Below are 20,857 nucleotides of genomic sequence, written 5' to 3' on the forward strand. Positions count from 1 at the left end.
GGTGTCCTATTTATACTTAAAAGCGACAAAGTAGATAGATTTTATGCATAAACAGGAAGACAAACGTTTGTTCATTTTTAATACATTAACTGATTATTTGGAAAGCAGTAACTGTACTGAAATTTAAGTTTGTCGCCATGGTTAACTTCAATCTTTTTGAAACTAATTGCGCTAAATCAATAGAGGTCTGCAACGTAAAATATCAGCTACTAAAGGAAAGGGGAAAAGCATTTTTATAAATTTGAAAAGCATTTTACCTACCATGCCCTACTTATGCCAATAGCTAAAAATAACGTCGCACTTTTAGTTCATGCCTGCGATCGTTATGAATTTCTTTATAAAGGTTTTGATTACGCTTTCTCAGAAAACTGGGATTTTAAAATACCATGCAACTATTATTTCGCTACGGAAGTAAAAGAAGTGGAAGTGAATGGTTTTAGAAATATCAAATCAGGTGAGGGCGAATGGGCCGACCGTTTAATAACACTATTAACAAATTTAGAAGAGGAGTATATCCTCTATTTCCAGGAAGATATGTGGTTAAGTAAACTGGTTAATCCTAAATTTTTTACAATCCTGTTCGAACAGGCTAATAAAAACGGCTGGCAACAGGTTAAGCTCCATAGTTCAAGCGTTTACAAAACCAAAGAAACGGCTAATTTTATCGAAGGATTTAATATTGCAGCGCTTGACAATGTAGCATCACAATTTCTAATGTCGCACCAGATTACACTTTGGAGAAAAGATTTCCTACTTGCTCAACTTTATAAAAACGAACATCCCTGGAGAAATGAACGCAAAGGCACGCAAAGATTAAAAAAATTAAACCCTTTAATTCTTCATGCCGATTGCTTTGCAGAAAACGGTTCAGACGAAATCAATAACAATAAAACCCCATCTGAACGGAGCGAGTATTATGCCGTTTCATTTAACAGTACACTGAATTCGAATGTGGTTCGCTTTATTGAGATGCTAAATTCAGGCAATCAATCTCAAAAAGATTATGCTACTGAACTCCAAAAGCATTACGACAATGATTTAACTCATGATGGTAAGGAAAAACCAAAAAAAGAAGATTTTTTTAAGAAGATTAAAACCTATCTGTGGGAAAAAATTCGCAATTAATTTTTGCATATCATATAAGTTTGAAAAGCAATGGCTGTGCTAAAATTCAAGTCTGTTCCCGCCATTCGCTACAATCTTTTTGCTACTCCATTGTCATGCTGAAGGTTGCTGCAAACAAAAAGGATTTTCGCTGCTGTCGGGTTTAAACACGCAAGACAATACAAGAAACAGAGGTTGCAGGGCGCATTAGGCATTACGCTCTTATCTTTGGTCTTTCAACTTTAGTCTTTTAGCTATTTCTGCACTTTCCAGCCCTCATCTTTGCTCAACTTTAATTTATAGGTTTTGGTAATGAAGTTGCTGTTTTTATTGGCGTCTTTATCAAAGGGTTCAAAATCGGTAGTTGTCATTTTAAGTGATACGGTAACTTTTGCAGTGCTCGAGTTTACCTGCGCAAAATCTACAGGCTTTTCATCGGCTAAAACATATTCTACCACTTTTACGGTTGCCTTATCTCCATCCTGTTTCAACACCAATGGGCTCGCTTTGTCAGTTAAAGTAATCTGATAAACGAAACTGCTATCTTTTGAAAGGAACTTCTTTTTAGCTGCTTTCAAATCCAATGTCACCAAGCCTTTACTCGCTAAAGTTTTATATTTACCAAGCTCAAACATGTCGTTTGTACTGTTAAATTTTATTTCCCCAAAGTTGAAACGTGTAGTTTTATATTCGGGGTTAGCTTTTAAATAATCAGTGATTACCTCAGCAGCCTCGTCCTGATTGATGGTAGTTTTGGTTTTACATCCGGCTAAGCCAATGATGATAACAGATAAGATATAAACAGTAAATTTTTTCATGTGTAAACGCTTTATGCTTTTTAAAGATATTTAATTTTAGTTTAACCGCAAAGAACGCGAAGTTTATTAATCTTCAAGGCTTAAACCACAAAGGCACCAAGAACACTAAGTTTGCATTCATTGCATAACAATAATTTCAAAAGCTCTACTTTGTGCCCTCTGCGTCTTCACTCGGTGCTCTTTGCGGTAAAAAGCGAGATTAATCTCGCTTTAAGTATTTCAGGTTAGGCAAAACCATCGCCGACAAAATTACCACAACACCAACCCACCTCAAAAACGATACCTGTTCTTGTAACACAAAACCAGCCATCATTACGGCAACAGGTAATTCTGCAGCACTTAATATCGAACTAATGGCCGTCCCGATTCTGGGTACGCCTTCAGCATAAAATAATGGAGGAATAACTGTACCGAAAACGGAGATGATCAAACCCCATTTCAATAAACTTCCTGTTAAGGCACCATTAAATAAGAATGTTGGCGGAAAAATAATGAAGATCAACATACAAGCACCGGTAATCATCAGCGCACTTTTTTGTAGTGGAGCATATTCATTCCCAATCTTACCACTCAGCAACAAAAAGCCGGCATAACAGATTGCGGCCAATAATCCGAAACCTATACCCTTTAAATCCATACTTTCAATACTTGTTTCTGCCATTCCGCTGGCTAAAACCGTTCCGCCTAAAACCAATAAGATGGCCAGAAATTGTAAGCCTGTGGGTTTCTTTTTAAAAATAAGGTACTCCATTAAAATACTCATCCAAATAAACTGCATCAACAGAATAATAGCAACCGAGTTGGGTACAAGTTTTACACACTGATAGTAAAAAATACTTACCAAACCGGTACAGGTTCCTGCCAGCACCATTTTCCACCAGGGTGTTTTAATAACCGTCGCTTTAGCTTTATAGCCAGCAGTTCGGCTCTGGAAGAAAAACAGCACCCATAAAATCACCGCTCCGAAGAACGCCTGGGCACCGGTAACATCACCCAAGGTATAGCCCTCATGGTAAGCAAGTTTAACAAAAGTAGAAAGGATACCAAAACTGCAGGCACCGAAAAAAACAAGGAGAATTCCTTTTAACATATATTTCTTTTTTAACCGCTAAGGACGCTATGTGTTTTGCAAAGAAGCGCTGAGCTTGATTAAACCGACGCACCTAACTTTGCGTTCTTTGTGCACTTCTTCTTTGCAGTCTTTGCGGTTATAACTAAGCCAATTGTTGCAAATATTTCTGAATGGTTGTTTCTAAGCCCAGGTAAAGTGCATCGCTAATTAAAGCGTGACCAATAGAAACTTCCAGTAAACCGGGGGTGCTCTGTGCAAAATAATGCAGGTTATGTAAATCAAGATCGTGACCTGCATTAATTCCCAAGCCTAATTTGTTAGCATGGTGTGCTGCCGCAATATAACTCACTACAGCCTTCTCGCGATCGGCAAAATAATTATGCGCATAAGCCTCTGTGTACAATTCAATACGGTCTGTTCCGGTTTCTACTGCACCTTCAACCATTTCTACCTGCGGATCTACAAAAATAGAAACACGGATGCCTTCTTTCTGGAAGACGGCAACCATTTCTTTCAGGTAATCTTTATGTTTTACTGTATCCCAACCATGATTAGAGGTAATCTGACCTTCGGCATCCGGCACCAAAGTAACCTGCGCAGGTTTGTTGGCCAAAACCAGATCGACAAATTTATCTTCCTTACAATTTCCTTCAATATTAAATTCAGTAGCAATAACAGCTTTTAAATCATAAACATCCTGATAACGAATATGGCGTTCATCAGGGCGTGGGTGCACTGTAATTCCCTGAGCGCCGAAACGTTCACAATCTAATGCAACTTTAACTAAATCAGGATTATTACCTCCGCGACTGTTGCGAAGTGTAGCAATTTTATTGATATTAACCGATAACTTTGTCATGAAGCAAAGATAAGGCTTTGCCTTTGTTAATCTTAAAGCTTAAAAAAAATTGACTTTTTTTTGCTCATATTTGCTTCTTGTAAATGAAATTAAAAGATACAACATTATATAAATCCCTGATCGTTTTACTCGCAATTGCAAGTATCCCAGCACTTTTTGGAGGCGTGATGGAGCCCGATGGAGCATTGTATGCCTCCATGTCTAAAAACATCATCCTTTTTAAAGATTGGTTTAACCTTTACGGTCGTGGGGCAGATTGGCTGGATAAACCCCACCTCACTTTTTGGATTTCTGCAGCATCTTTTAAAATTTTTGGTATTTCGTCCTTTGCCTATAAATTACCGTCATTTCTGTTCGGTTTACTGGGAGCGTGGTATTTATACAAATTAGCCAAAGATATATACGATGAAAAAACCGGATTAATTAGCGCAGTGATTTTTCTGAGTGCATTACATATTATTACTTCTACCTTTGATGTGAGGGCCGAAATTTACCTCACCACTTTCACATTGGCCTCTATTTACCACTATTATAAGGCACACCAAAATTCTTTTTGGCACATTGTAGCAGGTTCATTTTTTGCTGCCTGCGCGATATTAATCAAAGGAATTTTTGTGCTGATCCCTGTATTTGCGGGCTTCATTATTTATTGGTTGCTTACGAAACAATACCAGCAGCTTTTAAAACCAAAATGGTATATCGCTATCCTTTTGATTTTTGTTTTCATTACCCCAGAACTGTATTCGCTTTACACGCAATTCGATCTGCATCCTGAAAAAATTGTTTTCGAAAGAACAGGTGTTTCAGGCTTAAAATTCTTCTTCTGGGACAGTCAGTTTGGGCGTTTTTTTAATAATGGACCAATTAAGGGGAAAGGTGATATTTCATTTTTTCTACACACTACCCTCTGGGCATTTCTCCCTTGGTCGGTATTGTTCTATACGGCTGTTGTGAATCTTTTTCAAAAGAAAAACAGAATTGCTTTAGCGCCCGAAAGCATGATGATCTGGGCAAGTGCAGCGGTTACTTTTCTAATCTTTTCGCTTTCTAAATTTCAGTTGCCCCATTATATCCTGATCATCTTTCCCCAGTTTTCGATCATCACAGCCCTGTACTTAAAGAAGCTTGGCAGCAAAGGCTTAAAAACCTTCTTTTTTATCCAGAACATCATTTTCATTTTAGTTATTGCCTTACTTTCCATCTTAACCTTTTTCTTTGGGTTCGAAAACCCGTATTTAATTATCGGGATTCTGATTGTTGTTTTCGCCATCTCATTCTTGCTGTTTAAAGGCATTCTATTGGAAACCATTATTGCCAGAAGTGCTTTTTTATCAATTGGATTAATGGTATTTCTCTTTGTTTTTTTCTATCCATCTCTTTTAAAATATCAATCGGGTATGCAGGCCGGTAATTGGTTAAAGCAAAATTATCCGGCTGCTAAACCTGCAGTATTAAATTATATAGATGCCTTCTCTTTTGATTTTTATGCGCCCGGAGAAGTAAAATATCTGCATAACTACAACGATCTCGACAAATCAAAACACTTAAAAGATTTGGTTATTTATATTTCGGAACAGGAGCTGCCAAAATTGAAAAGTGAATACAACGCTGAAATTCTAAAATCGTTTGAATATTTTCATACCACGAAACTGACTGGTAAATTTTTAAACGTGAAAACTCGCCCTCAGGTTTTAGAACACTTTTATCTGGTTAAAATACATTAACATGGATTTATTCTTCCGCATCTTAAAATTTGGATTAACAGGTTTCCTCGGCATGGCAATCGATTTTGGCGCCACCTGGTTGTGTAAGGAGAAAATCAAGATAAATAAGTACATTTCTAATGCCATCGGTTTTACTTTGGCAGTAACCAACAACTACCTCATTAACCGCGTATGGACATTCCAGAGCACCAATAGCCATTGGGGAACAGAATTTAGCAAATTTTTAGTGGTGAGTTTAATCGGTTTAGGACTAAATACCTTTATTATTTACCTCTTTCATCAAAGAAAAAACGGAACTAATTTTTATGTGGCCAAATTCTTTGCAATAGTAATTGTTTTCGTGTGGAATTTCCTCGCGAATATGTTATTTACTTTTAGGTAGATTTCTGCACCATTAAGGAATTAAGAGTATAAGATAAAACCGCAGGATTAAATTGCTCATGATTTTAACCACCTTAGTCACCTAAGAACAACTAGTTTGATCACAAAATCCAGCTTAACTTTCTTAACTGCTTAATGGTAAAATACCTTCACCATTAAGAAATTAAGGGCATTAAGAAAAAACCGAATGATTAAAATTGCTCATAATTTTTGACCACTTAGTCACCTAAGAACACTAGTTTGATCACAAAATCCAGCTTAACTTTCTTAACTGCTCAATGGTAAAAAATAGCTTCACCACTAAGGAATTAAGGGCATTAAGAAAAAACCAAATGATTTAAATTACGCTTTGTTTTTCGACCACTTAGTCACCTAAGAACAACTAGTTTGATCACAAAAATCTAGCTTAACTTTCTTAACTGCTTAATGGTAAAAAATACCTTCACCATGAAGGAATTAGGGGCATTAAGAAAAAACAGCATGATTAAATTGCTCATAATTTTTGACCACCTTGTCATCTGAGAACAGCTAAGTTTCATGCCTCAAGAATAGATTACAAATGAGGATCCTGAAACAAGTTCAGGATGACGATTGACTTAAAAGACTTAGTTATGTAATTGGCACGGACTAATGAACGAATGACCAGTGAACAAATGAACCAATTAAGTAACGTTTTTACCGATAACATAGAACACCACAAGCCAGATCAACCCTTTAATCAGGAAGAATAAAAACCCAACTAGCCCCACCCGTTTAAACCATAATTTTACTTTTTCTTTGTTCATGGCGATGTTTGTAAAGATAATGGATTTGGCTTAAATTAGAAAGATTTTAAATAAGGAAATATGAAGTTATCTAAATCTTTGCTCCTCATTATTTTTTCCATAAGCTTTTTTGGCGTTAAAGTTTTGGCACAAAATTTCGATGATGTTAAACGCTATAAAGTAAATTTTGCCGTAGCCATACACGCTAATGAAAAACTGATTGCATTCAGAAGTTTCACCGCCAATAATCAAAAATATTTATTGTTGGTGAATCCCGAAACTTTAGATACCAAAGTAGATCTGGCCAGCAATTATTCCACGAGTAGCTTACAGTATCAGAATGTACTGGCGATTTTTAAAAACACGGCTTATATAAAATCAATCGAAGCCGCTGCGGCTAAAGACCTCCAGCTTCAAGATGCAGGAATCGATCATGCCATTCCGAACGAAAAAGGAATTACCTTAACCATCGATCTTTGTCCATCGCATAAAGCTTTAGACAGGATTATTTTTCAATCTGTTTTTGATGAAATTTAAAAAGATAGAACAGCCTGCCCCTCTAGCCGTTTCTGTTTCTGGTAAATGGATGCTAAAGCATCAGGATGACCTGAACTGGCTGAAAAGTCTGGTAGCAAAAAAAGAACTGGACATCACCTGGATAAACCATACCTACAACCACGAAGTAAATAAACTGCCTTTAGCCGAAAACTTTCTGTTGGCTCCAGGAACAAATTTAGACGTGGAAGTATTGGAGAACGAAAAATTGATGCTTAAAAATGGTTTAACACCATCTGTATTTTTCCGTTTCCCCGGTTTGGTATCGGATAAGACCATTGTAGAAAAGATTGAAGCCTATGGATTAATTCCTGTAGGGAGTGATGCCTGGCTGGCCAAGGGACAACAACCTAATACCGGCAGTATTGTATTGATCCACGGCAATGGGAATGAAGAAATTGGCGTGAAAGATTTCATCCAGTTATTAAAAACCAGGCTGGCAGATGTAAAAAACAAACAATGGTTGCTTTTCGACTTAAGACAAGGCTTGGAAAAGGAATTCGAATAGCCTGCTTTTAACCGCAAAGGACACAGAGGAAAGGCGCGGAGCACGCAAAGCTGGGTTCAGATAGTTTTTAATCCGGTTAGCGTCACTTTGCGAAAAACTTTGCTTTCTTTGCGGTAAAACTACTTCTTAACTGGCAGTAATTTTATCGAAGTTGCCTTAAAACGGTTACTCACAATTTCGCCGGTAACTTCTGCTTTACTTACCGCGTTGCAAAAACCATGTTCGCCATGGGCATCACCAAAATCATCAATACCTTTTCCGTCAACAAAATAAGATTTACCATCTATTTTCACTGCTAACTCGCAATCTTTACCTTTCATTTTAAACTGGCATTCGCCACAGGCAATATCTACCGTTTGTTTGGTGATTACTTTTGCTGATGCAGCTTTTTGAGGCGTGGTTTGGGCATTTACAGAAATAGCAAATACACAAAGAATTAAAGCAAATATTAACTTTTTCATCATTTCTTCTTTTTTCAAATGTAAGTTTTCAAGGGCAAAAGAACCACAATTCTTTGTAAAATAAACCTGATGGAAACGAACATCCCGATTCTTCCATCGGGATAAAGTGTACAGCAGGACTGAAACCTCCGAAGAACCACTGTATTAACGTTTTCTAAAAAATAAGAAACTCACCTAATCTCAGGGACACCCCGCCTTACAGGCACCCCCCCTGGGAGAGGGGAATAAAAAAAAGGGATATGCAAAATTTGCACATCCCTTTGATATTATTAATTTTCAGTTACTGCGAACTGAAAACTGTAAACTGAACTAGTATCTGTATGTATCTGCTTTAAAAGGACCTTCTACCGGTACACCGATATAATCAGCCTGGTGTTGATCTAAAACATCTAGCTCTACACCGATTTTTTCTAAGTGTAAACGTGCTACTTTTTCATCTAAATGTTTAGGCAAAGTATAAACTTTGTTTTCGTAAGCACCAGTGTTGGTCCAAAGTTCTAATTGAGCTAAAGTTTGGTTGGTGAATGAGTTACTCATTACAAAACTTGGGTGACCAGTTGCACAACCTAAGTTAACCAAACGGCCTTCGGCCAGAATAATTACATCTTTACCGTCGATGGTATATTTATCAACCTGTGGTTTAATCTCCACTTTAGTATGGCCATAAGCGCCGTTTAACCAGGCCATATCGATTTCGTTATCGAAGTGACCAATGTTACAAACAATCGCTTTATCTTTTAATGCTCTGAAATGTTGTTCACGAACGATATCACAGTTACCGGTTGTGGTTACCACGATATCAGCTTCTTTAATTGCAGTAGCTAATTTTTTAACTTCGTAACCTTCCATTGCAGCCTGTAAAGCACAGATCGGGTCAATTTCGGTAACAATAACACGTACACCTTGCGAGCTTAACGATTCTGCCGAACCTTTACCCACATCGCCATAACCACAAACAACAGCCACTTTACCAGCCATCATTACATCAGTAGCACGACGGATCGCATCAACCAATGACTCACGACATCCGTATTTGTTATCGAATTTAGATTTGGTAACTGAATCGTTTACGTTAATTGCAGGTAAGTGCAATGTTCCGTTTTTCATTCTTTCGTATAAACGGTGAACACCAGTGGTGGTTTCTTCTGATAAACCTTTAATAGCTGCAATTAGCTCAGGGTATTTATCAAAAACCATGTTGGTTAAATCGCCACCATCATCCAAAATCATGTTTAATGGTTGTTGCTCCGGACCGAAGTGTAAAGTTTGCTCAATACACCAATCGAATTCTTCTTCGTTTAAACCTTTCCAGGCATAAACCTGAATACCAGCAGCAGCAATTGCAGCCGCGGCGTGATCTTGTGTAGAAAAAATATTGCAAGAAGACCAGGTAACTTCAGCACCCAGTGCAGTTAATGTTTCGATTAATACAGCCGTTTGGATGGTCATGTGCAGACAGCCTGCAATACGCGCACCTTTTAATGGTTGTGTTGGACCGAATTCTTTACGTAAACTCATTAAACCTGGCATTTCTGCTTCGGCTAATTCGATTTCTTTACGGCCCCATTCTGCCAGTGAAATGTCCTTAACTTTGTAAGGGATATAAGAAGTCTCTACTGATGACATAATTATTTGTTTTAAAATGAAATGCAAAGTTACCACATCCCTTTGTGAAAGCCAAATAATTAAAAGAGCAAGCAGGTTTACAGATTGTAAAATAGTACTTCTATTTTTTCACCACAAGCTCCAATACTTCATGTCTTAGCTATTTTTTTTGAAAAGCAGATCTTGTAGTTCTTAGCTCAGCTTCGGTCCTGCCATCCACTATAGCTCCGATGAATCCCGATGTAAAATCGAGACGGAGGCTGCCGTTCCTGTCAGGTTTAGATCACATAAAATTTACGCTGTATATAAGCTGAAATGTGTTAGAATAAAATTGAACTACAGCTAATTATTCCTTAAATTGTTAAAGTAATTAAGTTTATAGCCTCACTGCTAAAGATGATATGGAAATACCGCCTGAAACGATCATTCGATTCTCAAGATTTAAACAATTTTTAAATGTTCTTTTAGCGGTATTTATGATCGGCCTGGCACTTACTATAATACTAGTACCAGACAAGTATTTTTTCACTTTCGGTTCACTGTTTAGAAAATTTATGGGTACAATGTTGATTCTTGCCGGAACACATACGCTTTACATAGCCATTAAAAATATCATGAACAGGAAAATCCAAATCGTGATAAACTACAATGGTTTAATGACAGCAGGCGCTTCATTTTACAGCTGGAAAAATATCAGTAATGCAAAAGTTGTAAAAATAGGCATTGGGAAAAACAGCAGCTATCACTTGCAGTATAGGGTTGATGGATACATGCACGATTTCGAGCTATCGGGATTCGACATTGGAAATAAAAAACTATCTGAACTGTTAAAACTTTATAGCGATGGGACTGCAAACACTGAAAAAGAATCAAATTAAACTTAAATATAACTTTGATTTACAGCTAATTATTTCTTAAATTGTTATAACCAAATTAAGTTTTATGAAAAGCGTAAAACACTTGTTAGATACCAAACAGGTACGGATTATCTCGGTATCAGAAAATATTTCTGTTTTAGATGCCTTAAAGGTAATGACAGAAAAGAACATCAGCGCGGTATTGGTCATGGAAAACGATCGGCTACACGGCATTTTTACGGAACGCGATTACGCCAGAAAAATCATCCTTCAGGGTAAATCATCAAAAGATACGCTGATTAAAGAAGCAATGACGGCCAATCCGATCGTCATAAGTTTAAGCGACAGTATCGATTATTGCATGGAGCTGATGACCGATAAACACATCCGCCATTTACCTGTTGTAGAAAACGACGAAGTAAAAGGTATGGTATCCATCGGTGATGTGGTAAAATTTATTATTGCCGATCAAAAACAGACCATTTCGCAATTGGAAAGCTATATTAGCGGGTAGCGCTGATTTGGGTAATTGTATTAAATTAGTTTACAGCAGGCTTCGGTTGGAAAAATTCCGCGTATAATTTTATTTCCGTCATTTCGAGCGGAGCGCAGCGAAGTCGAGAAATCTTTTAAGGCAGTTCTCAAAGATTTCTCCACTACGGTCGAAATGACGAATTGTCTTACGCGAATTAACTGTATAAAAGTCGGTGTAATCCCAAAATCTGTGTAATCAACCCGTAAGGAAAAGGCGAGAAAATCTATGAAATTACTTCCACCTCCACTCGCCAGCAATACTCAAAGGTTCCTTTAGGTTTTGAGATTCTAAGAAAGTTCTTAATTCTTCTTCACCTTGAACACCCACCGGGATTTTTGGTGTATTGGCTAAAGCATAAGTCAACATGGCACTGTACCGTACCGTATTTTTCAATTCCTGCTCATCAACCAGTTTAAAACTATCGCCATCTGAATGATAAAACGGACCAGAATTATTTGGTAGTTTACCACCGAAACCCCCACCAGTAGGAATACCTTCTAACATAAAAGGTTGGTGATCGCTGTGTAAACCCGCTCCAGCATTAAACAGGTTTTTAAATCCGGTATCAATTTTTACAATATCAGCTCCCCAGGCAGTAAACAGCTCTTTCATTTCTGATCTTGAGGTAGAGAAACCCTTCGGATCGTTGGTCATGTCGTAGTTCAACATAAACTTAACCTGGCTTAACGTGTTGTCTTTCTTCGCCTGATCGATATATGCTTTAGAGCCTAACAAACCTTGCTCTTCGCCCATAAACAGCACAAACTCTACGGTACGTTTCGTTTTTAAATTCAGTTTTTTAAAAGTACGCGCCATATCCATAATGGCAAAAGAACCAATTCCATTGTCGATTGCACCGGTTGCTAAATCCCAGCTATCTAAATGTCCGCCGACTACAATTTTATCCTTAGGCAACTCGGTTCCTTTAAAAGTGGCCACTACGTTTCTCGCTTTGATTAAACCCGAGAAATTAGTCATGGCAATATGCGCGATCTGCGGTTGTGATTTAATTTTTTCCTTCAAAGCTGTACCATCTTCTAAACCAATACAAATAGCAGGAATAGAGATCAACTTACCTGTTACCGAAGCAGTTCCGGTTAAAAGCACTCCACCTTTTACCGTATTGATGATGATTACACCAATCGCACCATATTTTGTTGCAATGGCAGTCTTTTCTGAGCGGTGCAATGATTTGGTTCCGGCCGGAGAACCTGATAATACACCTAAATAAATCAGGGCAATTTTACCTTTAAACTTCTCTGGACTAGTCTGATAATCTGCTTCCAGTCCATTTCCTGCATCTACAATTTCGCCAGTAACATCCGCACTTACTGGCGAATGTGCTAAGGTAACAGCCTTCATTTTCGTCAGACTGTTTTTATCATTACCAATTTCTACATTAATCGTTTTCCTTGCCCAACTTTCTACTTCAAAAGGTTGAAATTTCACGTCACAACCGTAAGATTTTAATAAATCGAAAGCATACTGCTCGGCTTTTGCGCCGTTTGTAGAACCTGTTAAACGATGACCGATGGTTTCGGTTTCGTATTTAAGTGTTTGATAAGCTTTTGAGTTTTGCTGTACATCGGTGTTGATTTTGGTAAAAACATCGCCGAATTTATCCTGTGCATTTGCAAATAATCCTGTACAAAGAAGCGCTGCAGAGAAAAGATATTTCATTAAGAATAATAGTTTTAGTTGCTGAAAGTACAAATTTTAGCTAGAGATTGCTAGCTGTAACGTATATTTTGCTTTGGGGTGAACTAATTGTCTATCGCACCAACCCTTATTTGCTGTCATGCTGAGGCACGAAGCATCTGCAACCGATGAAACAGATTCTTCGCTGCGCTCAGAATGACAAAAACGATAAAACTAAGGCTTTACCTGCACTTTTTTCTTCGGAAAAACCAATGAAGCCACAATGCTCATCACCAAGATACTCAATATAATGATAAGCGAATGCTCCGTGGTGAAACCCCATTTTTCCAGATAGGTATGCCCTAACATTTTTACGCCGATAAAGGCCAATAATATGGCTAATCCGGTTTTTAAATAATGGAATTTATGAATGATATTCACCAATAAGAAGAACATAGACCGTAAACCCATGATGGCAAAAATATTGGAAAAGAATACAATGTAAGGATCTTTTGTTACCGCAAAAATAGCTGGAATAGAATCGACCGCGAATAACAAATCGGTAAATTCAACAATCAGCAGTACCAAAAATAATGGCGTCACCAGCGTTTTATGGTTAATTTTTACGAAGAATTTTTTGCCCTCATACTTGGGGTGGATAGAAAATATTTTCGAGGCCCATTTTACCACAGGGTGATTTTCAGGATCAATCTTATCATCTTCATCTTTACTGAAGAACATTTTTATGCCCGTAAAAACAAGGAAAGCGCCAAACAAATAGAGTATCCAGGCAAATTTTGCAATTAGTGCTGCACCAACAAAAATGAAGATGAAACGCATGATAATGGCGCCCAAAATGCCCCAGAATAATACGCGGTGGTAATATTTTTCTTCAACGGCAAAGGCAGAAAAAACGAGCACAATCACAAAGATATTATCTACCGAAAGGGCATATTCAATCACATACCCGGTTAAAAATTCAAGCCCAAGGTTTTGTTTATAAACCGCTAAACTGCCTTCAAAATCATTAGGGATTAATTTAATATGGTGCTGGTGCTGCGTTACAATTTGTTGTAGGTGGGCAAAATCTTTTATTCCATGAAGCTGGTGTCCTTCGGTTAACAGAATAAAGTAAAAACCGATAGCCAAAGCCACCATAATTAAACTCATTACTCCAGCCTGTTTTAAGCTTACTATATGCTCTTTCCTGCTAAAAAGACCAAGATCTAAAGCGAGAATCAGTACAATAAAAAGGAGAAAACCTAAGCTAAAAAGTAATTCGTTACCCATTATTTTTTACGTTCAGTAGTGTACAGTACAAGTTGTTCTAAACCAGTTCGTGCTTCGCCAGCCTCAAAACTGTGCAAAATATCAAATGCCTCTTTCTGGTATTCCTGCATTTTCTGATTGGCGTAATACACACCTTCCTGGGCATTTACGAAATCAATGATCTGCTGAATTTTAACCGGATCATCCTGATGGTTTTTCACCAGGTTGATTATTTTTTTACGTTCAGTTTTTTCGGCTTTGTTCAGTGCATAAATTAAAGGCAGCGTTACTTTCTTCTCTTTAATATCAATCCCCAAAGGTTTGCCTACATCATCTGTTCCAAAATCGAAGGTATCATCCTTAATCTGAAAGGCAATTCCTACTTTTTCGCCAAACAAGCGCATTTTTTCTATCGTTTCATCATCCGCACCAGCCGAAGCAGCACCCGCCGCACAACAAGAAGCAATTAAAGAAGCTGTTTTCTGTCGGATTACATCAAAATATAAATCTTCCGAAATATCCATTCTCCGTACCTTTTCTACCTGCAACAATTCGCCCTCACTCATCTGTTTCACCGCTTCCGATACAATCTGTAACAAACGGTGTTCATTATTGTTTACCGAAAGCAACAATCCTTTAGCCAGGAGGTAATCGCCAACCAAAACGGCAATCTTGTTTTTCCATAAAGCATTGATAGAGAAAAAACCACGGCGCTCGTAAGCATTGTCTACCACATCATCATGCACTAAAGTAGCGGTGTGTAAAAGCTCTACCAAAGCAGCTCCACGATGGGTTGACTCTGTAATTCCACCGCATAGTTTAGCCGCAAAAAACACGAACATTGGCCGCATTTGTTTGCCCTTTTGCTTTACAATATAATGGGTAATCCTATCCAGCAACGGTGCGTCGCTATGCATAGATTCTTTAAAGGTTTTTTCAAACGCTTTAATATCAGCAGCAATAGGTGTTTTTATCTGTTCGATTCCCGGCATTAAGTCGAAAAATTTTGATTGCAAACTTAAGCTAATTTCCCATAAAAAGGTAATGTGTAGTCGTATTATTAGGATTTGAAAAGCAATGGCCAGTAATCCTTAACATCTTTCGCCCTGCTATTGCCCATAGTCCTCGCCCTCATGCTTCGGGCTGTGGGCTATTTGGCGCTATCAGGTTTAACATTATGGGGTAAGTGCAGGCAAAAGCCCCTCAATATGGAAATTAATTCCTCAAAAATATTAGCTTTATTTAGTTTCAAATTTTACATTTAAACCAATATTAACTGTACGATGAAAAAACGCTACAAAGTACTTATCGGCCTTTCGGCATTAATTGTTGCAGGCTACTTATTGGGACCAAAACCCAAAAAGCCGGTGTACAACAAAGAACTCACCCAGGTTCCCGATCTGGAAGATTTAGACCGTTATGTAGCCAGTATCGAATCGATGCATAAAATAAAGCCAGGCAATGAAGCAGAAATTATCTGGGCCGATACCCTTCATCAGCAAACCGAATATGCCATTGTTTACTTGCATGGCTTTTCGGCATCAAAAACTGAAGGCAATCCGGTCTATTTAAATTTAGCCAAAGAATTAAATGCCAATTTATACCTCGCCCGATTGGCCGATCACGGCATTGATACACTGGCTCCCATGCAATATTTTACCGCCGATCGCCTTTGGGAAACCAGCAAACAAGCTTATGCCATTGGTAAGAAATTAGGCAAAAAAGTAATTTTAGTGGGCACTTCTACAGGAGGTACGGTTGCCTTAAAATTAGCGGCAACCTATCCTGAAATTAACAGTTTAATCTTGTTATCACCAAATGTAGCCATCAACGATAAAAATGCCTGGCTTTTGAACAACCCCTGGGGGCTACAAATTGCCAGAAAGGTTGTAGGTGGCGATGAACGTAAAGTAGACGATCGCACCGACGAATATAAAAAATACTGGTACACCAATTACCGTCTTGAATCGTTAGTAGAACTGGAAGAATTTATTGAGAGCAGTATGGTAAAAACAACTTTTAAAAAGGTAAAACAGCCCGTTTTAATGCTCTACTATTACAAAAATGAACTTGAACAGGATCCCGTTGTTCGTGTAGATGCCATGTTAAAGATGTTTGATGAACTCGGCACGCCAAACAACTTAAAAAGAAAAGTGGCCATCCCTGATGCAGGGAATCATGTAATGGGATCTTATATTACCTCCAAAGATTTGCCTAGTGTAGAAAAGGCTATTGAAGGTTTTGTGGAAAGTACGTTAAAGATTCCAGCTCATTGATTTAGTAATATCAGGAGGATCGTCATCCTGAATTTATTTCAGGATCTATTTAACTAATATCTTGCAAAACGGATGCTGACCACGTAGTAGCTACAAGACAATTGAAAATACTATTCTACTTGTAAAACAAGTTCAGCATGACGTAGCGCCTAGCCTTGCATATGCTTTAAAGGCAAAATTAAAGAAATGATTAATCGAACGCAGTCTTATAACCTTACGAAGTTTTTCCATCGCTAATCCCCAGGCTAAACTTCGTAAGAAATTTAACTCAAAATATTTTTCACTATCATTTCGGCATGTACCCTCGAGTTTTCGATAAAAAGCTTGTGCGTATCTAATCCGCCACAAACTACGCCCGCCAGATACAAACCTTTTACATTGGTTTCCATGGTTTCTTCGTTATAAGCCGGGCAAAGTGTTTCGGGCAATTCGATACCGAATTTTCTTAACATGTTAAAATCTGGTTGGTAACCCGTCATCGCAATTACAAAATCATTTGGGATGGTTTTTATTCCCTCTGGTGTTTTGATATCTACTTCCCCCTCCCTTATTTCAATTAATTCAGAATTGAAAAGTGCTTTAACTTCACCTTCTTTAATCCTGTTTTGTATATCCGGACGTACCCAATATTTCACATGAGGGCCGAGATCGCCGCTGCGTACAACCATGGTTACGTTTGCACCTTTGCGATATGTTTCTAAAGCAGCATCTACACCAGAATTATTGGCACCAACCACCACAACATTCTGGAAGGCGTATAAATGTGGGTCTTTATAATAATGGGTCACTTTTGGCAATTCTTCACCCGGCACGTTCATCAATAAAGGAACATCATAAAAACCTGTGGCTACAATTACATTATTGGCTGTGTAGTTGGTTTTAGAAGTATTGATTTGGAAAACATCGCTATCGTTTTTAATTACCTGCTGAACCCTTTCGAAAAGGTTAATTTTTAAATCAAATTTTTCTGCAACACGGCGATAGTACTCAACCGCTTCATTTCTGTTAGGTTTCGGACTAATGGTTACAAATGGCACTCCTCCAATTTCTAACTTTTGAGAAGTAGAAAAAAAAGTCATAAAAACCGGATAGTTAAACAAACTGTTCACCAGTGCACCTTTTTCTACAATTACATAACTTAAGTTTGCTTTTTGAGCTTCTATTGCGCAAGCCATCCCAATCGGGCCGGCACCGATAATTAATACGTCGTAATGATTTTGATTTGCCAAATGGTTATATCTTAGGTTGTCATTCTGAGCCTGTCGAAGAACCTTAATTGCATTTCGACAAGCTCAATGTGACAATTGCTTTTATTAAACTTTCATTGCTTTACTTGGGCATGCGAAATCGGTTCTTTTTAAACCGGTATTTTTAATTGCGCCGTAACCGCCTGCTACATCAATTACATTTTCTACTCCTCGCGATTTTAAAATAGATGCGGCAATCATCGAGCGGTAACCACCTGCACAGTGAATGTAATAAGTAGCTTTTGGATTGATTTCGCCTGTCCAATCATTTATAAAATCTAAAGGACGGCTCAATGTAAATTCCAGATGTTCTGCTTCATATTCTCCTGGTTTACGCACATCAAGCGCTGTAATTTCCCCGTTTAAACTGGCTGTTTCAAATGCCTCTGCGGAGATTGATTCAATAGTATCAATTTCCTTACCGGCATCTGTCCATCTTTCGAAACCACCATCTAAATAACCAATGGTACTATCGTATCCAACACGGGTTAAACGGGTAATGGTTTCTTCTTCTTTACCCTGATCAGTAATCAATAAAATAGGTTGCTGTAAATCGGTAATCAAAGCACCAACCCAGGGTGCAAACTGTCCGTTAAGGCCAATATTGATCGAATTTGGGATAAAACCTTTGGCAAAAACCTGCGGATCGCGGGTATCGAGCATAATTGCACCAGTTTGGTTGGCGGTATCTTCAAATTGCTGAGGCGTTAAAGCGTTTAAACCTTTCTCATAAACTTCATCAATACTTTCTACACCACCTTTATTAATGGCTGCATTTTTAGCAAAATATTGCGGCGGCGGCATAATGCCATCGGTTACTTCTGTAATAAACTGTTCTTTTGTTTGGGCTTTTAAAGCATAGTTTACTTCTTTTTGATGCCCCAAAGTATCGAAAGTTTCTTTACTCATGCTTTTACCACAGGCCGAACCCGCACCATGTGCCGGGTAAACAATTACATCATCAGCTAAAGGTTTTATTTTCTCATTTAGCGAATCGTAAAGCATTCCAGCCAAATCTTCCATCGTTAAATGGCCTTTCTGTGCTAAATCCGGGCGACCAACATCACCTATAAATAAGGTATCGCCACTAAAAACACAGTGGTCTTTTCCATTTTCATCGCTTAGCAGATAAGTGGTCGATTCTAAAGTATGCCCAGGGGTGTGTAATGCTGTAATCGTTAGTTTACCGATTTTAAACTGCTCTCCATCTTTAGCAATGTGCGATTTAAACTCCGTTTTAGCGGTTGGACCATAGATAATTTCAGCACCTGATTTCTCCGCCAGATCTACATGTCCGGAAACAAAATCGGCATGAAAATGCGTTTCAAAAATATATTTAATGGTGGCTCCTGCTTTTTCGGCTTTCTTTAAGTACGTTCCAACCTCTCTTAGCGGATCAATAATTGCAGCTTCGCCATCACTTTCGATGTAATAAGCGGCTTCTGCCAGGCATCCTGTATATATTTGTTCTATTTTCATGTTTAATAGTATCGAGTTGTTGAGTGTCAAGTGTTGAGACATGAGTATCAAGTATCAAGACGTAACCTTACGCCTTAAACCTTACCACCCTCTACCCTTCTTAGCAAAAATAGGGCTAAATACTTATAACCGAAATGATGTTGGTCATAATTGCAGAAGTTTTACTTATTATAACACAAACCTTATAGGTTTACGAAAGCTATAAGGTCTAGGAAAGTCCCTAACTGAAAACTGTCAACTGTCAACTGATTTGGGCGTTACCCAAGGGTCGGGCTTTCCAGGGCTGCGCTTCGCTCCGGTACCGATGAAGAGCTGTGAAACAAGCAAGCATACCGTAATTAAATAAAAACAGATGCTTAATCGGCACTAAACCCTTACAATTCCTAACGCAAAACCCGCGGTAAGAGCCTGGTTTATGACCCAAGACTTGTTCCTTTTATGATATCAAATACTGCAATTTGCTGAATTTAGCCAATTGCATTTATCCTTCATCTCTAAACCCGATCGAAGCGAGATGCCGATTCTTCATCGGCAGAAGCGTGAGTGGGACTGAAAACCTCCAAAAGAGGGGAACTGCTCATTTTCTTAAAAAACAAATAATACGCAATTAGCTTAGAAATTAAACGGCTGGAAACATTAATCCTTCGTCAACTCTCCACGCAACGATTCTTCCATTAACTTACGACTTTCTTCTATGGATAATCCTAAGCCCATTACAAACATTAATTTGGTTACCGTAGCTTCGAATGTTAAATCGTAACCGCTTAAAACACCCATTTTCAGCAATTCTCTACTGGTTTCGTAACGTCCTAACTGTACAGAACCTTTTTTACACTGAGAGATATCGATAATAATCTTTCCATTCAAAATAGCCTGACGCAAACTATCTAAAAACCATTGTGCAGTTGTGGTGTTACCTGAACCAAAAGTTTCTAGAATAATGGCATCTACTTTAGAATCTGTTATCGCCTGAACGGCCTGTGGCGTTATGCCAGGGTATAATTTCAATACACCAATGTTCGAATTAAAATTGGTATGTAATTTCAATTCTCCTGTTGGTGCTTTAAGAATATAATTCCTGTAAAACTGAAGGTGAACGCCTGCTTCGGCAAGTACCGGATAATTTGGAGAACGGAAAGCCTCGAATTTTTCGCTGTTGTATTTTATAGAGCGGTTACCCCTAAATAACTGGGCATCAAAGTAAATGCATACTTCTGGAAACAATGCTCTTCCATCCTCTTTCGTTGCTGCAATCTCCAAGGCAGTAATTAAATTCTCTTTAGCATCTGTTCTGATTTCGCCAATTGGAAGCTGCGATCCAGTTAAAACGACAGGTTTATCCAGATTTTCGAGCATAAAGCTCAATGCCGATGCCGTAAAAGCCATGGTATCAGATCCGTGTAGAATCACAAAACCATCGTATTGATCATATTTATTGTAAACAAGTTCTGCTAATGTTTTCCATATTTCAGGATCCATGTTTGAAGAATCCAATACCGGATTGAAGGAATCCACATCTAAATCGTAATTTAAACGACTCAATTCGGGAACGTTTTCTTTTATCTGCTCGAAATCAAATGGAATTAACATTCCATTTATAGGATCGTTAATCATACCGATGGTACCACCGGTATAAATTATAAGTATTTTGGTCATTTGTTGGTGAAGGTTGCTCACCGCAAAGAAACTAAAAAATTACAAATGA

At 38.1% G+C, this 20,857-nt stretch carries 19 protein-coding genes; 8 read left to right on the plus strand and 11 right to left on the minus strand.

What is annotated here, in order from left to right:
• The first annotated feature begins 273 nt into the window (after positions 1-273).
• Positions 274-1,125 (plus strand): hypothetical protein, encoded by an 852-nt coding sequence (locus tag QF042_RS23960; protein WP_307532675.1) that lies wholly within the window; start codon positions 274-276, stop codon positions 1,123-1,125.
• Positions 1,126-1,358: 233 nt separating this feature from the next.
• On the opposite strand, the gene QF042_RS23965 is transcribed toward QF042_RS23960, so the two are convergent.
• From QF042_RS23965 to QF042_RS23975, 3 genes are all read right to left on the minus strand, one after another.
• On the minus strand, positions 1,359-1,922 hold the full coding sequence (locus tag QF042_RS23965) for a hypothetical protein (RefSeq protein WP_307532676.1): 564 nt from the start codon (positions 1,920-1,922) through the stop codon (positions 1,359-1,361).
• Between the two features lie 199 nt (positions 1,923-2,121).
• Positions 2,122-3,012, minus strand: coding sequence for a DMT family transporter (locus tag QF042_RS23970; RefSeq protein WP_307532677.1), 891 nt, complete (start codon positions 3,010-3,012; stop codon positions 2,122-2,124).
• A gap of 124 nt (positions 3,013-3,136) precedes the next feature.
• Positions 3,137-3,853, minus strand: coding sequence for a pyridoxine 5'-phosphate synthase (locus QF042_RS23975; protein WP_307532678.1), 717 nt, complete (start codon positions 3,851-3,853; stop codon positions 3,137-3,139).
• An 83-nt stretch (positions 3,854-3,936) separates the two neighbouring features.
• Between QF042_RS23975 and QF042_RS23980 the strand changes: the two genes are divergently transcribed.
• The 4 genes from QF042_RS23980 to QF042_RS23995 all read left to right on the plus strand — a co-directional run bounded on the left by QF042_RS23980 (position 3,937) and on the right by QF042_RS23995 (position 7,785).
• Complete coding sequence (locus QF042_RS23980) at positions 3,937-5,577, plus strand: glycosyltransferase family 39 protein (RefSeq protein ID WP_307532679.1); 1,641 nt, start codon at positions 3,937-3,939, stop codon at positions 5,575-5,577.
• Position 5,578: 1 nt separating this feature from the next.
• Positions 5,579-5,959, plus strand: a complete 381-nt coding sequence (locus QF042_RS23985; protein ID WP_057931162.1) for a GtrA family protein — start codon at positions 5,579-5,581, stop codon at positions 5,957-5,959.
• Between the two features lie 844 nt (positions 5,960-6,803).
• Complete coding sequence (locus QF042_RS23990) at positions 6,804-7,259, plus strand: hypothetical protein (RefSeq protein ID WP_307532680.1); 456 nt, start codon at positions 6,804-6,806, stop codon at positions 7,257-7,259.
• Complete coding sequence (locus tag QF042_RS23995; RefSeq protein ID WP_307532681.1) at positions 7,249-7,785, plus strand: hypothetical protein; 537 nt, start codon at positions 7,249-7,251, stop codon at positions 7,783-7,785. The genes QF042_RS23990 and QF042_RS23995 overlap by 11 nt, the downstream gene beginning before the upstream one ends.
• 119 nt (positions 7,786-7,904) lie before the next feature.
• Here the strand turns inward: QF042_RS23995 and QF042_RS24000 are convergent, their stop codons facing one another.
• Positions 7,905-8,246, minus strand: a complete 342-nt coding sequence (locus QF042_RS24000; protein ID WP_307532682.1) for a DUF6370 family protein — start codon at positions 8,244-8,246, stop codon at positions 7,905-7,907.
• A gap of 309 nt (positions 8,247-8,555) precedes the next feature.
• Positions 8,556-9,872, minus strand: coding sequence for an adenosylhomocysteinase (ahcY, locus tag QF042_RS24005; RefSeq protein WP_307532683.1), 1,317 nt, complete (start codon positions 9,870-9,872; stop codon positions 8,556-8,558).
• Positions 9,873-10,252: 380 nt separating this feature from the next.
• Here ahcY and QF042_RS24010 point away from each other — a divergent pair, with 380 nt between their 5' ends.
• Positions 10,253-10,729, plus strand: coding sequence for a hypothetical protein (locus QF042_RS24010; RefSeq protein WP_307532684.1), 477 nt, complete (start codon positions 10,253-10,255; stop codon positions 10,727-10,729).
• A gap of 64 nt (positions 10,730-10,793) precedes the next feature.
• Positions 10,794-11,222 (plus strand): CBS domain-containing protein, encoded by a 429-nt coding sequence (locus QF042_RS24015; protein WP_307532685.1) that lies wholly within the window; start codon positions 10,794-10,796, stop codon positions 11,220-11,222.
• A gap of 252 nt (positions 11,223-11,474) precedes the next feature.
• Here the strand turns inward: QF042_RS24015 and QF042_RS24020 are convergent, their stop codons facing one another.
• From QF042_RS24020 to QF042_RS24030, 3 genes are all read right to left on the minus strand, one after another.
• Positions 11,475-12,923 (minus strand): M20/M25/M40 family metallo-hydrolase, encoded by a 1,449-nt coding sequence (locus tag QF042_RS24020; RefSeq protein ID WP_307532686.1) that lies wholly within the window; start codon positions 12,921-12,923, stop codon positions 11,475-11,477.
• A 192-nt stretch (positions 12,924-13,115) separates the two neighbouring features.
• Positions 13,116-14,171: a TerC family protein gene (locus QF042_RS24025; RefSeq protein WP_307532687.1), complete on the minus strand. Its 1,056-nt coding sequence runs from the start codon at positions 14,169-14,171 to the stop codon at positions 13,116-13,118.
• Positions 14,171-15,142, minus strand: coding sequence for a polyprenyl synthetase family protein (locus tag QF042_RS24030; RefSeq protein ID WP_307532688.1), 972 nt, complete (start codon positions 15,140-15,142; stop codon positions 14,171-14,173). The genes QF042_RS24025 and QF042_RS24030 overlap by 1 nt, the downstream gene beginning before the upstream one ends.
• A gap of 291 nt (positions 15,143-15,433) precedes the next feature.
• Here QF042_RS24030 and QF042_RS24035 point away from each other — a divergent pair, with 291 nt between their 5' ends.
• Positions 15,434-16,426, plus strand: a complete 993-nt coding sequence (locus QF042_RS24035) for a carboxylesterase (protein ID WP_307532689.1) — start codon at positions 15,434-15,436, stop codon at positions 16,424-16,426.
• Between the two features lie 263 nt (positions 16,427-16,689).
• Here the strand turns inward: QF042_RS24035 and QF042_RS24040 are convergent, their stop codons facing one another.
• The 3 genes from QF042_RS24040 to QF042_RS24050 form a co-directional block, all read right to left on the minus strand.
• Complete coding sequence (locus QF042_RS24040; protein ID WP_307532690.1) at positions 16,690-17,655, minus strand: YpdA family putative bacillithiol disulfide reductase; 966 nt, start codon at positions 17,653-17,655, stop codon at positions 16,690-16,692.
• An 84-nt stretch (positions 17,656-17,739) separates the two neighbouring features.
• Entirely contained in the window at positions 17,740-19,152 is a 1,413-nt protein-coding gene (locus tag QF042_RS24045; RefSeq protein ID WP_307532691.1) for a rhodanese-like domain-containing protein, read from the minus strand.
• Between the two features lie 636 nt (positions 19,153-19,788).
• Complete coding sequence (locus QF042_RS24050; RefSeq protein WP_307532692.1) at positions 19,789-20,808, minus strand: asparaginase; 1,020 nt, start codon at positions 20,806-20,808, stop codon at positions 19,789-19,791.
• Positions 20,809-20,857: the final 49 nt, after the last annotated feature.

Origin of the sequence: Pedobacter sp. W3I1 (assembly GCF_030816015.1) — a bacterium.
Classification (GTDB): Bacteria; Bacteroidota; Bacteroidia; order Sphingobacteriales; family Sphingobacteriaceae; genus Pedobacter.

Coding starts and splice junctions, on each gene's coding strand:
- QF042_RS23995 (WP_307532681.1), top strand. CDS start 7,249: ATGAAATTTAAAAAGATAGAACAGCCTGCCCCTCTAGCCGTTTCTGTT.
- QF042_RS23965 (WP_307532676.1), bottom strand. CDS start 1,922: ATGAAAAAATTTACTGTTTATATCTTATCTGTTATCATCATTGGCTTA.
- QF042_RS24015 (WP_307532685.1), top strand. CDS start 10,794: ATGAAAAGCGTAAAACACTTGTTAGATACCAAACAGGTACGGATTATC.
- QF042_RS23980 (WP_307532679.1), top strand. CDS start 3,937: ATGAAATTAAAAGATACAACATTATATAAATCCCTGATCGTTTTACTC.
- QF042_RS24050 (WP_307532692.1), bottom strand. CDS start 20,808: ATGACCAAAATACTTATAATTTATACCGGTGGTACCATCGGTATGATT.
- QF042_RS23990 (WP_307532680.1), top strand. CDS start 6,804: ATGAAGTTATCTAAATCTTTGCTCCTCATTATTTTTTCCATAAGCTTT.
- QF042_RS24000 (WP_307532682.1), bottom strand. CDS start 8,246: ATGAAAAAGTTAATATTTGCTTTAATTCTTTGTGTATTTGCTATTTCT.
- QF042_RS24010 (WP_307532684.1), top strand. CDS start 10,253: ATGGAAATACCGCCTGAAACGATCATTCGATTCTCAAGATTTAAACAA.
- QF042_RS24020 (WP_307532686.1), bottom strand. CDS start 12,923: ATGAAATATCTTTTCTCTGCAGCGCTTCTTTGTACAGGATTATTTGCA.
- QF042_RS24030 (WP_307532688.1), bottom strand. CDS start 15,142: ATGCCGGGAATCGAACAGATAAAAACACCTATTGCTGCTGATATTAAA.
- QF042_RS23960 (WP_307532675.1), top strand. CDS start 274: ATGCCAATAGCTAAAAATAACGTCGCACTTTTAGTTCATGCCTGCGAT.
- QF042_RS23975 (WP_307532678.1), bottom strand. CDS start 3,853: ATGACAAAGTTATCGGTTAATATCAATAAAATTGCTACACTTCGCAAC.
- QF042_RS23985 (WP_057931162.1), top strand. CDS start 5,579: ATGGATTTATTCTTCCGCATCTTAAAATTTGGATTAACAGGTTTCCTC.
- ahcY (WP_307532683.1), bottom strand. CDS start 9,872: ATGTCATCAGTAGAGACTTCTTATATCCCTTACAAAGTTAAGGACATT.
- QF042_RS24025 (WP_307532687.1), bottom strand. CDS start 14,171: ATGGGTAACGAATTACTTTTTAGCTTAGGTTTTCTCCTTTTTATTGTA.
- QF042_RS24035 (WP_307532689.1), top strand. CDS start 15,434: ATGAAAAAACGCTACAAAGTACTTATCGGCCTTTCGGCATTAATTGTT.
- QF042_RS23970 (WP_307532677.1), bottom strand. CDS start 3,012: ATGTTAAAAGGAATTCTCCTTGTTTTTTTCGGTGCCTGCAGTTTTGGT.
- QF042_RS24045 (WP_307532691.1), bottom strand. CDS start 19,152: ATGAAAATAGAACAAATATATACAGGATGCCTGGCAGAAGCCGCTTAT.